This window comes from Candidatus Merdisoma sp. JLR.KK011 (assembly GCF_036941125.1).
Lineage (GTDB): Bacteria > Bacillota > Clostridia > Lachnospirales > Lachnospiraceae > Laedolimicola.
Window position 1 is genome coordinate 918,805 of the sequence record NZ_JAYWSZ010000003.1, and the last position, 14,201, is coordinate 933,005.

Consider the following 14,201-nt stretch of genomic DNA (forward strand, 5'->3'; position numbering starts at 1 on the left):
GAAATGGAAAAGAAGGATTTTACCAAAAGCGAATACTATCGGAACCGGGAGCTTTCCTGGCTGGCATTTAATGAGCGTGTGTTAAGCGAGGCCAGGGATAAGAGTATCCCCCTCTTTGAGCGGTTAAAGTTTTTGAGCATTACGGCCTCCAACCTGGACGAATTTTTTATGATCCGTGTGGCTTCCTTAAAGGATATGGTTCACGCAAAGTATACCAAGAAGGACATAGCCGGCCTCACTCCCCAGGAGCAGCTTGACGAGATTATCAAGGCCACCCGGGAAATGGTGGGGATCCAGTATTCCACCTACTCCCGATCCCTTCTCCCCCTGCTGCGGCAGCACGGGCTGACAGTAGTGCAGGAGCATGAGGACTTGAACGAGGAGCAGGCGCGGTATGCGGATCGGTATTTCCGGGAGAATGTCTACCCGGTGCTGACCCCCATGGCTGTGGATTCTTCCCGTCCCTTTCCGCTGATCCGCAATAAATCTCTGAATATCGGGGCGCTCTTATCAAAGAAAAATGAAAAGACTGAGGAGCTTGAGTTTGCCACTGTGCAGGTGCCCTCCGTCCTTCCCCGGATTGTGCGTCTTCCTGACGATAAGGACGGTTCCAAGGTGGTGATTCTGCTGGAGGAAATCATCGAGCGGAATATGCAGCAGCTATTCTTAAGCTACAACATTGTCTGCGCTCATCCCTACCGGCTGATGCGCAATGCCGATTTGACCATTGACGAGGACGATGCTTCCGATCTTTTAAAGGAGATTCAGAAGCAGTTAAAGAAGCGCCAGTGGGGCGAGGCTATCCGTCTGGAGGTAGAGGACAAGATGGATAAGCGCCTCCTAAAGCTCCTGCGCAAGGAGCTGAATATTAAGGAGGATTCCATTTTCAAGATTGTCGGCCCTCTGGACCTGACATTCCTGATGAAAATGTACGGCATGGATGGTTTTGACGCACTGAAATATGCAAGGCATGTGCCTGCGGCCGTGAAGGAGCTTCCGGCGGACTGTGATATTTTTGAGGAAATCCGCAAAGGCGACGTGCTGCTTCACCATCCTTACCAGACCTTTGACCCGGTGGTAAAGCTTGTTCGGGACGCTTCCATGGATCCGAAGGTTCTGGCTATCAAGCAGACCCTTTACCGTGTCAGCGGCAATTCGCCCATCATCGCAGCCCTGGCTCAGGCTGCGGAGAACGGGAAGCAGGTGTCGGTGCTTGTAGAGCTGAAAGCCCGGTTTGACGAGGAGAATAACATTCTCTGGGCCAAGATGCTTGAGAAGGCCGGCTGCCACGTGATTTACGGGCTGGTGGGCCTTAAGACCCACAGCAAGATTACCCTGGTGGTACGCCGGGAGGACGACGGCATCCGCCGGTATGTGCATCTTGGCACCGGCAATTACAATGATTCCACAGCGAAGCTATACACGGATCTGGGGCTTATGACCTGCTCTGCGCCCATAGGCGAGGATGCCACAGCCGTGTTCAATATGCTGTCCGGATATTCGGAGCCGGTAGGGTGGAACAAGCTTTCTCTTGCGCCTATCTGGCTGAAGGAACGTTTCCTCTCCCTTATCCGCCGGGAGCAGGAGCATGCGGAAAACGGCGGCGAAGGGCATATTATGGCGAAGATGAATTCGCTCTGCGATCCCGATGTGATTGCAGCTCTCTATGAGGCCTCCTCTGCCGGGGTGAAGATTGATCTGCTGATTCGGGGAATCTGCTGTCTGAAGGTGGGGATTCCTGAGGTGAGTGAGCATATCTCCGTCCGATCCATTGTGGGGAATTTCCTGGAGCACAGCCGGATCTTCTACTTCCACAACGGCGGTCAGGAGGAGGTCTACTGTGCAAGTGCGGACTGGATGCCCCGTAACCTGGAGAAGCGTGTGGAGATTCTCTTCCCCATTGAACAGGAGAATCTTAAAAAAGAAGTAATTCATATTTTGGATGTGGAGTTCCAGGACAATGTGAAGGCTCATTTGCTGCAGCCGGACGACACCTATGTGAAGGCGGACCGGAGAGGAAAGGCTTCCGTAAGTTCACAGGATTATTTTGTGAGGGAGGCAAAGGAGAAAGTAAAAGCAGAGTCCTCGGCCTATACCGGACGGGTGTTCATCCCCGAGGAGCCGGTAGAGTAGATATTTAAAAAAAGCCCGTAAAAAGTCGTAAAAGTTAAGAAAAATTTAATAAAGAGACGAAAAAACCGACTAGACACAGACGAAAAATAGGAGTATAATTTCTTATTGGTACACGACATAAAAAGCGGTGCCAAATTATTACCTGTAGAGGGGAGAAAAGGAAAAATGAAAAAGATTGTAAGTGTAGTAATGGTTCTCTGCATGACTCTTGCACTGGCAGCATGCGGAGGCAAGGAGCAGACAGTGAGCTATAAGATGGAGCAGGAGCAGAGCGGCCTGATGATGTCTGATACCATGACTCTGGATGCAAAGGGCGACAAGGTTGTGAAGATCACCGAGGTTATCGATGTAGACATGTCCGGCTTTGACGAGGCTACACAGGGACAGATGACCACAACCTATGACGCAATGGTTGAGCAGTATGCGGCTGTTGAGGGCGTAGAGTGCACCGGCACTGCAGGAACAGGAACTTACTCCATTACCATTACCATCGATGCAACCGGCGACGCAGTAGAGAAGCTGGCTGAGCAGGGACTGCTTGCTATCGAAGGCAACGGAAGCCGTCTTTCTCTGAAGGCAACCGGCGAAGCTCTGGAAGGCAGCGGATATACCAAGGTTGAGTAATCCAATTCTTACATAAGAGCGAGGCAGAAAGAATGCCGGGATGACCGGTATTTATAAAACAGCATGAAAAGCGTTTACAGAAACGGCACAGCCTTTAGGCTGGGCCGTTTCTTGATCTTGGAAGTTTGGATACATGCACTCTTTTTTGAGATTCCGTTCGTAAAAATGGCATTTAGGGAAGTTCGCATCTTTTTTTACATGATGGGAGAATCCTTTTTTTGTATCATATGGGTGTAACAGGAAAGCGGGTATGGTACTGAAATAGTCCAGCTAAGAAATGTTAAGTGATTTTGAAAAATATTTTTTTGCTGGATGGTAAAGTCGCAAAGGCGCACGAGAGGAACTTTCATGAGTGCCTTTTCGAATGAAAGTTCCTCTCATTACAGGTGCGCCGAAGTGACTTTACCCTTTAGTGCCATCGCGCAGCGATTTAAATAAGAGGTGTTGTATATGTTTGAGTTAGAAAATGAGCTTGGGAAATATCCTTTAAAGGTATGGCTTAAGAGCGAAAAGGATTTGGAAGCATCCTGCCTGGAGCAGGCCCGGCATCTGATGCAGCTTCCGTTCCTTCATAAGTGGGTCTGTCTGATGCCGGACACCCATGCAGGCATGGGAATGCCCATCGGCGGCGTGATCGCCGCAAAGGATGTAATTATACCGAATGCAGTAGGCGTGGATATCGGCTGCGGAATGGCCTATGTGGGAACCAACATCCCGGTAAAGGTACTTAAGGAAACCATGACAGGAAACGGCAATCTCATCCAGGGAATGGTAGGGGACATTCTGCGGAATATTCCGGTAGGCTTCAGCCATCACAAAACGCCCATGCCCTGCTATACGATGGATCAGGCCCTTGAGGAGATGTCCCGATATGAGAAAGAGGGAGAGCTTCTCGGGCAGCTGGAGGCAGGCTATTTCCAGATTGGAACTTTGGGAGGCGGAAATCATTTCATTGAGCTCCAGGAGGACGACAACGGCTATCTGTCTGTGATGATTCACTCCGGAAGCCGCCACTTCGGAAAGTCCGTCTGCGATTATTTTCATCAAAAAGCCAGGGAGCTGAATAACCGCTGGTACAGCCAGGTGCCAGACGAGTACCGTCTGGCCTTTCTGCCTGTAGATACAGAGGAAGGGCGCGCATATCTTGACTGGATGAACTTATCTATGGCATTTGCCAGAGAAAACAGGGAAAAAATGATCCTCGCCGTGAAGGCGGTTCTGGAGAAATGGATTGGCAGGCATACAGATCTGACCTTGGAATATCAGGATGAAATCAACTGCCACCACAATTACGCAGCATTGGAGAACCACTATGGGGAAAATGTCTGGGTACACCGCAAGGGCGCTGTCCGGGCAGGAAACGGAGAGCTTACGGTGATTCCGGGGGCCATGGGCTCCTACAGCTATGTCGTGATGGGCCTTGGCAATCCTTTGAGCTTTTGTTCCTCCTCCCATGGGGCTGGAAGGGCTTACTCCCGTAAAGGCGCTATGGCGGCCTTCACCTGTGAGGAGGTGATGGTGGATCTGAAGGATCAGGGAGTGATTCTTGGAAAGAAGAACAAACGGGATGTGGCAGAGGAGAGCCGGTTTGCTTACAAGGATATTGATGAGGTGATGGCAAATCAGGGTGATTTGGTGATACCTGTGAAGCGTCTGCGCACAGTTGGCGTGGTGAAAGGGTAGAGGGAAAGCCGGCTCTCCAATTGCTTTCAACCCTTGCGATGGCGATAGGCGGCTGTCAAGCGGTTTCCGGATACGGCCCGTACGGTTCCAGACGGTGCGGCTCCCAAAGGATTTGCTCCGGGATTTCCGGAAATAAAGATCGGCACAATGCAGATAGGACAGGAACCGTCTTCTTTGATTTGGGAACCGCACATAGAGCAGTATTTATCCTCAAGCTCCGTCTCGGATAAGGAACCGGCTTCATCTAAGGATCCGATCCGAGGCTGAGCGTTCGCCTGGGAAGAAGCGTTTGCAGACAAGTCACTTTTTCTGACGGAATCACGAAGGATAGATGTAAAAGAACCGGGGATTACTTAACTTAAAGATAGTATATACATACAGCCTGCTGACACATTGCTTGCAGATGCCCCGCAGAAACCAAACCATACAGAAAAGGAGTTTTTGCATATGAAGTCAATATTTGAACAGTTAGGCGGCACATATCACGAAGAAAATGGGTATCTTATTCCAGATTTAATATTACCCAACGAAGAAGAACAGCCGATAGGCACATGGGGACAGCGGCATCAGGATTATCTGAAACAGTACCACAAGGTTACATACACCAATCTTCTCACAAGTGGCAGACTGAACTCCTATCTAGCCGTCATTGACAGGCAGGCGCAGGAACGCTTTGAAAGGCTTATAGAGAGCATGAAACAGGCACAGGACATAACGGAACGGCTAAAGGAAGAAAATGCCATAGAGTGGACAGGCAAAATAAATAATATAAGGGCTTGTGCGAGGGAAATTGTGAACGGAGAAATTATTTTTATATAATCAGAATTGGCGGCAGGGAATATAATTCTTTGCCGCCTTTCAAATGGAGTAACTATATTATGAAATTAGCTTGTGAAATATATTGCTGATTCTTATCCAGCAAATGTTTTAGGGTTTTCAGTCCTGTTTCCAATTGTTGTAAGGAATCAGGGGAACAGGTTGCAATTCTTATAGCTGTGGATTCAGCTTTGCCAACGGTAAAACGGTCAGAACAGAAGATATGAATGCCATTGTCTGTTGCCTGCATTTCCAACTGATAACCGTTATAATGGGCAGGCAGGGGCAGCCATTGGAAGAAGCTGTATTCATTCGGGCAGATGCTGTCTGGAAAGTATTTTTTATATATCCTGTTCCGTTCTTTTGCCTGTCTTTTTTTCTGCCCTATGATTCTGCCTGCATTGCCGCTTGCAATTAATTCGCTTATAATTTCTGCGTTAAGCAGCGGTATTTTCAAATTTACATTATTAGCCGTTTCAAGAAAGGTTTGTCTTAAGCAATCAGGGATAACCATATATGCGCATCTTAAGCCTGCTGAAAGTGATTTTGACAGGCTGTGCAGGTAAATGGTATTATCTGGTATCAATGTCTGAATCGGTTCTCCTGTATCATTTGCAATAAATCCATAAGCGTCATCTTCCATTAAAATCAGATGGTATTGCTGTATGAGGCTGGCAATTTTCCTTTTTCGTTCCATTGACATGACAGTTCCTGTCGGATTATTGCAGGACGGCATTAGGAAGATTCCTTTTATATCCATTATCCTGCACTGCTTTTCCACTAGGTCGGGTATCATTCCATCCTCATCTGCGGCTACTGATATCAACTGGACATTTAACTGTCTGGCTAAGCCGATAAAATTGGAATAAGTGTAAGAATCAGTTAGGATTTTATCTCCAGAGTGGAAAAGAGCCAAAAATACAATCGTCAGGGCATTTTGAGTTCCTGCCGTCAGCATGATGTTTTCAGGCTCTGTTTCTATATGGAAAGATTTCAGCCATTTTATGGCGGTCTGTTTGTGCTTGTAAGATTCCGATATGCTGTCAAATTCAAAAAGATACTGGGAAGTATTGCGTTGTATGGTTTTTTGCGCAATATCAGCGACAATCTTATTATACTGGTAAAAAGGTCTGATTATGCCCAGTTCTACGCACCCGTTATTTGCCTTATGTAAAAAAGGGATGGCGGCATTTGGGGATACAAATGTGCCTTGCCCTATATTGGCATAGATTAGCCCCTTATTTTCACAAATCTTGAATGCACGGGTTATTGTGCTTAGGTTCAAATCAAGAAAGTCTGCTAATTCCCTTTGGGGCGGCAGTTTTGTATTTCCAGCCAGTTTGCCGCTTTGGATATCCTGTTCCAAAAGTTCCGCAATAGATATATAAATTGGTGATTTTAATTTTTCTTTATCGGGTATCCATGGCATTGGGTAATTTTCAAAAGAATTAACTGGCAAGCTTTTTCCCTCCCTGCTCAAAATTGTCTTACATATAATATTAGCATTGAAAACATACAAAGTCAAGAATATAATCTATATTGTATGTATTGTGTGCAAACAATACCATGCAACAAAAAGGAATAAATTTTATTTTAGTAGGAAAGAGGTTACGAAATGAAGGATTTAACGAGAGAACATGAGTTAAAGACAATATTTTTATTTTCACTGCCAATTTTGGTCGGCAATCTATTCCAGCAACTATATAATCTTGCGGATACGGTTATTGTAGGTAATTTTTTGGGGAAAGAATGTCTGGCGGCGGTAGGGTTCAGTTTTCAGATACACTATCTGCTGATTGCCCTTTCTATGGGCATTTCAATGGGGGCAAGCATATTGGTTTCACGTTATTTTGGCAGTAAGGACATGGAATCTGCGAAAAAAGTTATGGATACGGGATTTGCTTTCTGCTTTTGCCTCAGTTTGATAATTGCTGCTTTGGGCATATGTTTTTCCTATCAGATTCTGCTTGTCTTCCGAGTGCCGTCCGCTTTGCTTGAAGCGGCTGACATATATCTTAAAATTATGTTTATCGGCGTTATCCCCACGTTTGCATATAACGCGCTTACAAATATTCTTCGCGGGATGGGGGATTCAAAAACACCTACATATATTCTGATAGTGGCAGCGCTTCTGAATATTGTGCTTGATATATTGTTCATTAAGGCATTCGGAATGGGTGTGGCAGGGGCGGCATTTGCGACTGTGTTATCGCAGCTTTTGTCATTTATCGTTTGTATGGTATATATGAAAATACATTATCGCAGCTTGTTTATTAATGTATTGCATTTACAGTTTGACAAGGCAGAATTAAAAAAGAGCTTGAAGATAGGTACGCCCGCCATGATACAGCAAGTATTTGTGAGTGTGGGATTTATGTCATTGCAGTTTCTGATTAATGGGTTTGGCACGGATTGCATGGCGGCATATACTGCCGCATCTAAGGTAGATGCTTTTGCAGAAATGCCCGCCTTGAACTTAGGGCAGGCTATGACTAATTTTACTGCCCAGAATTTAGGGGCAAAAAGGAAAGACAGGGTATTGAAAGGCGGGAAATACGCATTGGTTATGGGGATTGCAGTATCAGCGTGTATTTCTGTTGTCATTGTATTGTTTCCGTCTGTATTTATATCAATATTCAATAGGGATACGTCTGTTTTAGATATTGGCAACAGCTATCTGAAGATTGTGCCTGCTTTTTATATTATCTTTGCAGCCATGCAGGTATTAAACGGATTGCTTTTGGGGTATGGAAAATCATTTGTGCCGATGATTGCTTCCATATGTTCCCTGTGCTGTCTTCAAGTGCCTGTCGCTATTATTTTGTCTGGCACAAAGCTTGGTTATAATGGAATTTGGATAGCCGCTCCAATCGGCTGGTTTGGAGGGCTATTAATCCGCGCAATTTATTTTTATCATGTCAGCAAAAAAGAAAAACAATAAAAATATACATAAAGAATTTTACCAAACTTGAATCAATGGATAAAAAATTAATGTGGCAATTTAAGCAACAGCTATCTGCAAAAAAACAAATTTGTGTTGAGGATAAAAAGAAGATGGATAGCTATTGCTTATTGCCTGCATTTCATTCATAGCATGGATGTTCACCATATAAAAAAACGGCGTGTGGTGGGCGGTATTGCTATGCCCTAAAAAACTTAACAGACACTCTCCAGACCTGTTTTTGAAGTTTGGAGGGTTTTTTATGTTCTTTTTTCGGGCGGTAATCTATCTGCTCATGCAACACAGAATTTATCCGTACATAGCATATCGGGGAATAGCAGGAAGCCAGTTAAAAAAATCCCTGCCCATGCAACGCTACTTTTTGCCATGCAACCAGAAGTATAATCTCCACTTAACAGAATATGTATCTCCTATAACCGTAGAGGTCACCGAGCCTTTGCGGTTTTTCTTTTGTCGTTTTTTATCGGAATGTGCCGCAGGGCTGTTTCTGCTGTTGGCTGCCGTTCGCCTCCTATCCAATCTGGTTTTTAGCATTTTCAAAAATTTCAGATTGGAGGAAAAAAGAATGGCATACAACAACGGACGGGAGAACAGGAAATGGCTTATCTGGAAAGAAGCCGAGGAAAAAATATTACGGGAGCATGGAGTTGATGAAACCACCATTGAACAAATCCGCACAGACGACAGGGCAGACTTCAATTCCAACAGGCGGTTTTACCATTGGACAAGCGACTTTGGCGAATACCTTGAGGGAATGGCAGACAGGGAGCGGAATGCCGAGGTAAAGACCGTTGCTGATTTACTGGATGAGATTGAGGACGAAACTCTGTATCGGGCATTGCTTACGGTGGACAGGCGTACCCTGCAAATCATCCTGCTGAAAATGCAGGGCTATTCCACAAAGGAAATTGCACCGCTTGTTGGATTGACAACAGGGGCTATTTATGCACGATTAGACCATCTGCGGAAAAAGTTGCGGAAGATTTTATAACCAACTAATAAAGACAGCTTTTTGACGGGCTATTGGGTGGGGGATAAAATTCCCTCGCCAAATTATAAAATTGATGTATAAAATTCCTGTCCACAGGGAATACTAAAAAGTTTGCCCAAAATCTTGACATGGGTACAGCCGCTATGATATTCTGAAATACCCGTGAGGGAATTGGAAGATTGAAAATGAAATAGCACATAGATGGAAGAACGGAATGTCAGCCAATGGACAAGGCTGACCGCTGCCGAATTTATGCTGCCCTTTTCGGCTGGTGTATGGCAGCATGGTTTTGAATTTCAAAGCCGTTACATAGCATTGCGAATCCGAGCAGGAGAAAACACTCCTGTCATTCGTGGTGCGGTGTGGCGGCTTTTTCATTTATCCAAAAGTCAAGAGAAATCAAATCCAGAACGGAGGTGCAGGGACATAGGATTTTCTTTTCGGAGGGTAAGACAGGCGTTAAGAATACCGCTGCACAGGAAAAATGCTCTGTGGCATTGTCCACAGAGATAGCGAGCATCGGATTGTGTCAGCCACAATCCCAATCCATGCCGCTTGCAGGCATGGACTAACTCAGGGGACAGCCCCTGAATACCCCGAAGAAAGGAATTTAAGACTGGAGGATTAAGGAAAATGAGCAAAGAAAAATTAGAAAAGGGCGTGCGGAATGTCCCGATTACCGTCCGATTGAACGAGGGAGAACATGAAAAATTAAAGCAGTGCGCCGCCGCTTGCGGTCTGTCCGCTGCCGAATTTATGCGCCAGTTATGCAAGGGAAACGCCCCGCAGCCGAAGCCAAAAACCGAGTTTTGGGAACTGTTAAACAAGCTCTATGAAGTGCATGACGCTTTCAAAAAGTGTGTCCCATACTATCCAACCGCCACTGAAATCTGTAAGGAGATTGAGGATTTTATCTTAGAACTGCAACAGAAAACAACTCTCCCACAACGGTTCAGCATAGAAGAATTGACAGAACAGGGGGCGGTCTGATATGGCGGTAACGAGCCTATGGCATGTCAAAGGGAGCATAAAAGACGTGATTGACTATATAGAAAATCCAGAAAAGACCGTGCCGAATGAAGATATGCAGGACTTCTTTGACGTGTTCTCCTATGTGAAAAATCCGTCAAAAACAAATGAGGGCGAGTATGTTTCCGCTATCAACTGTTTGAAAGAAACCGCATTACAGCAGATGATTTTGACAAAGAAGCAGTACCAAAAGACAGGCGGATATATCGCATGGCACGGCTACCAGAGCTTCAAGCCAGACGAGGTAACGCCCGAACAGTGCCACGAAATCGGATTAAAACTGGCAAGGGAAATGTGGGGCGATAAATACCAGATAATCGTTGCCACCCACCTTGACAAAGGACATCTCCATAATCATTTCTGTTTTAACTCCGTTTCTTATCTGGATGGGAGCAAATATAATTACTCAAAATCCGAACAGAAACGGCTAAGGGAGGTGTCCGACCGCTTATGCCGAGAGTACAGGCATGGGGAATGTGCCGATTATGGCACTTCCCCGAAACACTGTCTTTAACTCATGTAAAGCGGATGCCTTTGGGACGGAACCGGCCGGGATTGTTATCTGGCTGTAGGTTAATAGATTAGAGGCAGCAATTTCTGTCATATTTTTAAAATCTCCCTTCACTTGTATTTCCCTTATAATATAAACTTAGTATAAGACGCATTTTTTTTAATTTCAATGAAATCAAGGTACATATTTTTCAGCCAATGAATCTAAAATTAAGAAAATTTTCACCTTAGGTTTTCAAGGTATGGGGAGAAATCCTTCACTCCACATGAGAATAAAACAATTCATGCTGCCGCTTCACCCTGCGCCGTACCTCCAAAAGAAAGCTTTCCGGCCCCAGAATCCGGATCACTGGACCGAAGGACAAAAGATCGATGAGAAGCTCTGTCTCGTCAGCCGGATCGTAATAGATGGAGCACAGCCAGGTATCGCTTTCTGTCTCATAAACCGTCTGCTTTTCATAATTGGCAAACCGCAGCATACACCGCTCCAGGGCGTTGCGCTCATTGCGGATGCGGATTTGCACCGGTTTCTCTGCCTGCCTCTGAAAAGGACGGATATCCCAGTCAAAGTCCCTGGGAACGGGATTTTTGGAAATATGGCAGGCAAGTATACGGGCCGCATTCATAACATGAAATTGTTTCGGACGGCAGTGGGACAGGGACACACAGAGCAGACGGAACTTGTCGTCCTTGGGAGAATACTGAAAACGGCAGGGCAGCACCTCCCGGGTCAGCGCATTTCCCTTGCGGCTCTCATAAGCCACAAACAGAGGGCGGCGCTTTGTTATGGCTTCTAATATGGTACGAAAAATATTCTGATAAACAGGATTTTCATAAGGATCCCCGTCCTCATAACGATCAAAATAGTGAAAATCCGCCGGATCGTACAAGGCCGGGACAGCTTCAAAAGCTTTTTCAAGCTCTTCCAAAGCCTCCGCCGGAAAAAAGAGCCGGAATCTGGAATCCTGGAGCAGAGCCTTCAGCCAGGATTTCTGCAGCTTTGTCAAAGGAGGCTTCAAAAAATCCTCCGCTTTTTCCCCCTGCTTTGGCCAAAGGGCGCAGGAGAAGCGTCCGTCCTCCTCCTTCTTAAGGAGGGCGCTCCAGGCTCCGTCAAGGAGCTTTGGAAGAATGGCGAGAGCGCTTTCCATAGAAGCGGCGCTTAAAATATCTGCCTCCATTTCCTTTCTGGTGAGAGGCCTTGTTCCTGCATCTGATAAAATTTTCCGTATGGCTTGAAAATAAGAGCCATAGATTTCTTCAAATAATTCCATTGTTATCCCGTTCCCTTTATAAGTCTTAACTTGAAGGATTTTTCCGAAAATAGACGGTCACATAGGGCCTTCTGTGTACATCTCATACATCTGTTCCAAATCCTGTGTCACTTTCTGAAGGGCCGCCTCATTGGAGCACTGCAGATCTAAAATCCGCCCGGTAAATGATTTCACCCAGGAAAGCATTTCATTTACATCAAAAAATGTCCCTGTATACAGAAATACATTCTCCCGGACTTTTAGGACTTCACCGCCCCGTCCTTCCCGGTGAAGGCGGTTCAAAATATGTCCCTCCCGGCCTTCGTCAATATACAGCTTCATGCACAGGGTTTCCATGCGGCTGCGTCCTCCGAAGGAAACGCCCCAGCAGGAGGAGAGATTCTTCTTTAATTTTTCCTTGTAACATTCATATTCCGGGCATACCTCCAAAGGCGTTACCTGAGAAATGCAGTCAAGGCGCAGGCAGTTAAAACGCCGCTTGGGAAAGAAGTAGAGGCAGACATAACGCCGTCCGGTCTGGGTGCTCACAAAAATCTGCAGGGGAAGCCCGGCAATCTGGGCTCTTTTTCCGGAACGGACACTGTGGTTTTCGAAGGTAATGCTTCGGCGCTCCCTCATAGCTTCCAGGATCTTTAGCAGTACCTGATCCTCCAGGGTATGTACCAGAAAATAATGCTTCCAGCAGAACACATCATTGTGAAGAAATTCCCGATCCAGAAGAGTGCTTCCAACAATGCCGAAGGGCATAGCTTCAGAGCAGAATTTTACTGCCTGCATCAACTCCTGATAGAGGGGAGCGTTCTCCAGCTCCATAGGGGAGGAAAGCCGGTAGGCAAAGGCTTTGCCGCTTTTTTCGGATTCGAAAATTCCCAGGCGCTCGTATTCCCGGCATTTGTTCCGCACCGTCTGGAGATCCGGAACCGTCTCCATATGCTCTGCCAGAAGGTCGCAGAGAGCGGAGGCAGTGAGAGCCTGTCCCTTTCCCAGAAGGCCAAGGAGAAAGAAATGGAGCAGAAGATCGTTGTCCGTAAAGCTTTTGGACTTCCAGGCTGCATAGAGGGGATTGGTAGAGAGCTGCTTACTGTCCATATGGACGGAGACCTGTTTTCCCCGGGAGGTATAATCCGCATGGATATAACCGGCCAGATAACTCTCGATCCGCCGCCGCTCATTGTCGTAGGTGCGTCCGCTCTTTTCCCCAAATTCCCTGCGTACCTTAAAGCCGTAGAGAAAGAACTGCCGCATATAATCCCGGATGCGTTCAAAATTTTTGATAAGCTCTTGATAGTCGGACATGACGCTGCCTTTCTGAAAATTCTAAAATGCAGATGCGATAGCTAAGTCAATTATACTATCACATCAAAACAGGAGCAATCAAAAAGAGAAAAAAAGAATATCAAAAATCGGAAACATGGGGTATAATAGAGATGATTTTATGGAACAGGAGGAACTTATGCATGTATAAAATGAGAAAACAATATCTTCTGCCGGGCATTCTGGCAGCAATGCTTTTGTGCGGCTGTGCCGGAAAGGATGCGGCGCAGCCCCAGGAAAAAGAAGTTCAGACAGAGGAGGGAGCGGCTTCTGAAAAGGCAGAGGATTCGGCAGCGGAAGCTGTAGTCTTTGAAGGGCAGGATTTGGAAGGAAACACCATTTCCCAGGAAGTGTGCGCCGGGTCGAAGCTCACCATGATCAACGTGTGGGCCACCTACTGTAATCCTTGCTTAAAGGAGATGCCTGAGCTTGGCGAGCTTGTGCAGGAGTACGATGCGGCGGACTTTCAGCTGATTGGCATAGTAAGCGACGTAGTGGAGGGGCAGGATGAAGATGCCCTGGCATATGCGGTGGGCCTGGTGGAGGAGACGGGGGCAGCTTATCCCCATCTGCTTTTGAATGAATCCCTGTACAAGGGACTGCTTGCAGAGGTATCTGCCGTCCCCACTACCTTTTTCTTAAATGAAAAAGGCGAGGTTCTGGATGTGGTTGTGGGCGCCATGGACAAAACCCATTGGAAGGAGAAGATAGATGGGCTTCTTGAAAATCTGTAAACAGAAAGCCTGGCTCCTTGGAACGGCTCTCGGAATCGCATTTCTGGGTCTGGGGGCAGCCTGGGGACAGCTGGAAATCGTTTGGAAAAAGGCGGTTATGATCTGCCTGGAATGCATTGGAATCGGGTGAAGAG

14 protein-coding genes are annotated in these 14,201 nt (G+C 46.4%); 10 read left to right on the forward strand and 4 right to left on the reverse strand.

All coding sequences use genetic code 11. The features are described 5' to 3' along the window. Positions 1–3: 3 nt before the first annotated feature. The 3 genes from VV089_RS05270 (at position 4) to VV089_RS05280 (ending at position 4,440) form a co-directional block, all read left to right on the forward strand. Positions 4–2,133, forward strand: a complete 2,130-nt coding sequence (locus VV089_RS05270; RefSeq protein ID WP_334335187.1) for an RNA degradosome polyphosphate kinase — start codon at positions 4–6, stop codon at positions 2,131–2,133. 165 nt (positions 2,134–2,298) lie between these two features. Next, the gene (locus VV089_RS05275) at positions 2,299–2,757 is read left to right on the forward strand and encodes a DUF1307 domain-containing protein (RefSeq protein WP_172543278.1); all 459 of its coding nucleotides are present in this window, start codon (positions 2,299–2,301) and stop codon (positions 2,755–2,757) included. A gap of 450 nt (positions 2,758–3,207) precedes the next feature. After that, positions 3,208–4,440, forward strand: coding sequence for an RtcB family protein (locus tag VV089_RS05280; RefSeq protein ID WP_334335188.1), 1,233 nt, complete (start codon positions 3,208–3,210; stop codon positions 4,438–4,440). A 26-nt stretch (positions 4,441–4,466) separates the two neighbouring features. Here the strand turns inward: VV089_RS05280 and VV089_RS05285 are convergent, their stop codons facing one another. Continuing rightward, entirely contained in the window at positions 4,467–4,739 is a 273-nt protein-coding gene (locus VV089_RS05285) for a hypothetical protein (protein WP_334335189.1), read from the reverse strand. 148 nt (positions 4,740–4,887) lie between these two features. On the opposite strand from VV089_RS05285, the gene VV089_RS05290 reads away from it, so the two are divergent. Then, positions 4,888–5,259: a TnpV protein gene (locus VV089_RS05290; RefSeq protein ID WP_016213431.1), complete on the forward strand. Its 372-nt coding sequence runs from the start codon at positions 4,888–4,890 to the stop codon at positions 5,257–5,259. A gap of 52 nt (positions 5,260–5,311) precedes the next feature. Here the strand turns inward: VV089_RS05290 and VV089_RS05295 are convergent, their stop codons facing one another. Beyond that, positions 5,312–6,715 carry an aminotransferase-like domain-containing protein gene (locus VV089_RS05295; protein WP_016213430.1) on the reverse strand — a complete coding sequence of 468 codons (1,404 nt, stop codon included), beginning with the start codon at positions 6,713–6,715 and terminating at the stop codon, positions 5,312–5,314. 156 nt (positions 6,716–6,871) lie between these two features. Between VV089_RS05295 and VV089_RS05300 the strand changes: the two genes are divergently transcribed. From VV089_RS05300 to VV089_RS05315, 4 genes are all read left to right on the forward strand, one after another. Beyond that, on the forward strand, positions 6,872–8,197 hold the full coding sequence (locus VV089_RS05300) for an MATE family efflux transporter (RefSeq protein WP_120391730.1): 1,326 nt from the start codon (positions 6,872–6,874) through the stop codon (positions 8,195–8,197). 586 nt (positions 8,198–8,783) lie between these two features. Next, positions 8,784–9,209 carry an RNA polymerase sigma factor gene (locus tag VV089_RS05305; RefSeq protein WP_016213427.1) on the forward strand — a complete coding sequence of 142 codons (426 nt, stop codon included), beginning with the start codon at positions 8,784–8,786 and terminating at the stop codon, positions 9,207–9,209. A 633-nt stretch (positions 9,210–9,842) separates the two neighbouring features. Further along, positions 9,843–10,199 (forward strand): plasmid mobilization protein, encoded by a 357-nt coding sequence (locus tag VV089_RS05310; RefSeq protein WP_334335190.1) that lies wholly within the window; start codon positions 9,843–9,845, stop codon positions 10,197–10,199. 1 nt (position 10,200) lies between these two features. Further along, on the forward strand, positions 10,201–10,752 hold the full coding sequence (locus VV089_RS05315) for a relaxase/mobilization nuclease domain-containing protein (RefSeq protein WP_334335191.1): 552 nt from the start codon (positions 10,201–10,203) through the stop codon (positions 10,750–10,752). A 253-nt stretch (positions 10,753–11,005) separates the two neighbouring features. Here VV089_RS05315 and VV089_RS05320 read toward each other — a convergent pair whose 3' ends face one another. Both VV089_RS05320 and VV089_RS05325 read right to left on the reverse strand, forming a co-directional pair. Beyond that, complete coding sequence (locus VV089_RS05320) at positions 11,006–12,019, reverse strand: WYL domain-containing protein (protein WP_334335192.1); 1,014 nt, start codon at positions 12,017–12,019, stop codon at positions 11,006–11,008. A 57-nt stretch (positions 12,020–12,076) separates the two neighbouring features. Then, positions 12,077–13,315 (reverse strand): WYL domain-containing protein, encoded by a 1,239-nt coding sequence (locus tag VV089_RS05325; RefSeq protein ID WP_334335193.1) that lies wholly within the window; start codon positions 13,313–13,315, stop codon positions 12,077–12,079. A gap of 161 nt (positions 13,316–13,476) precedes the next feature. Here VV089_RS05325 and VV089_RS05330 point away from each other — a divergent pair, with 161 nt between their 5' ends. Further along, the gene (locus tag VV089_RS05330) at positions 13,477–14,067 is read left to right on the forward strand and encodes a TlpA family protein disulfide reductase (RefSeq protein ID WP_334335194.1); all 591 of its coding nucleotides are present in this window, start codon (positions 13,477–13,479) and stop codon (positions 14,065–14,067) included. Then, on the forward strand, positions 14,045–14,197 hold the full coding sequence (locus VV089_RS05335; RefSeq protein ID WP_172543284.1) for a CD1871A family CXXC motif-containing protein: 153 nt from the start codon (positions 14,045–14,047) through the stop codon (positions 14,195–14,197). The genes VV089_RS05330 and VV089_RS05335 overlap by 23 nt, the downstream gene beginning before the upstream one ends. Positions 14,198–14,201: the final 4 nt, after the last annotated feature.

Coding starts and splice junctions, on each gene's coding strand:
- VV089_RS05305 (WP_016213427.1), top strand. CDS start 8,784: ATGGCATACAACAACGGACGGGAGAACAGGAAATGGCTTATCTGGAAA.
- VV089_RS05315 (WP_334335191.1), top strand. CDS start 10,201: ATGGCGGTAACGAGCCTATGGCATGTCAAAGGGAGCATAAAAGACGTG.
- VV089_RS05330 (WP_334335194.1), top strand. CDS start 13,477: ATGTATAAAATGAGAAAACAATATCTTCTGCCGGGCATTCTGGCAGCA.
- VV089_RS05310 (WP_334335190.1), top strand. CDS start 9,843: ATGAGCAAAGAAAAATTAGAAAAGGGCGTGCGGAATGTCCCGATTACC.
- VV089_RS05270 (WP_334335187.1), top strand. CDS start 4: ATGGAAAAGAAGGATTTTACCAAAAGCGAATACTATCGGAACCGGGAG.
- VV089_RS05325 (WP_334335193.1), bottom strand. CDS start 13,315: ATGTCCGACTATCAAGAGCTTATCAAAAATTTTGAACGCATCCGGGAT.
- VV089_RS05335 (WP_172543284.1), top strand. CDS start 14,045: ATGGGCTTCTTGAAAATCTGTAAACAGAAAGCCTGGCTCCTTGGAACG.
- VV089_RS05275 (WP_172543278.1), top strand. CDS start 2,299: ATGAAAAAGATTGTAAGTGTAGTAATGGTTCTCTGCATGACTCTTGCA.
- VV089_RS05300 (WP_120391730.1), top strand. CDS start 6,872: ATGAAGGATTTAACGAGAGAACATGAGTTAAAGACAATATTTTTATTT.
- VV089_RS05290 (WP_016213431.1), top strand. CDS start 4,888: ATGAAGTCAATATTTGAACAGTTAGGCGGCACATATCACGAAGAAAAT.
- VV089_RS05280 (WP_334335188.1), top strand. CDS start 3,208: ATGTTTGAGTTAGAAAATGAGCTTGGGAAATATCCTTTAAAGGTATGG.
- VV089_RS05320 (WP_334335192.1), bottom strand. CDS start 12,019: ATGGAATTATTTGAAGAAATCTATGGCTCTTATTTTCAAGCCATACGG.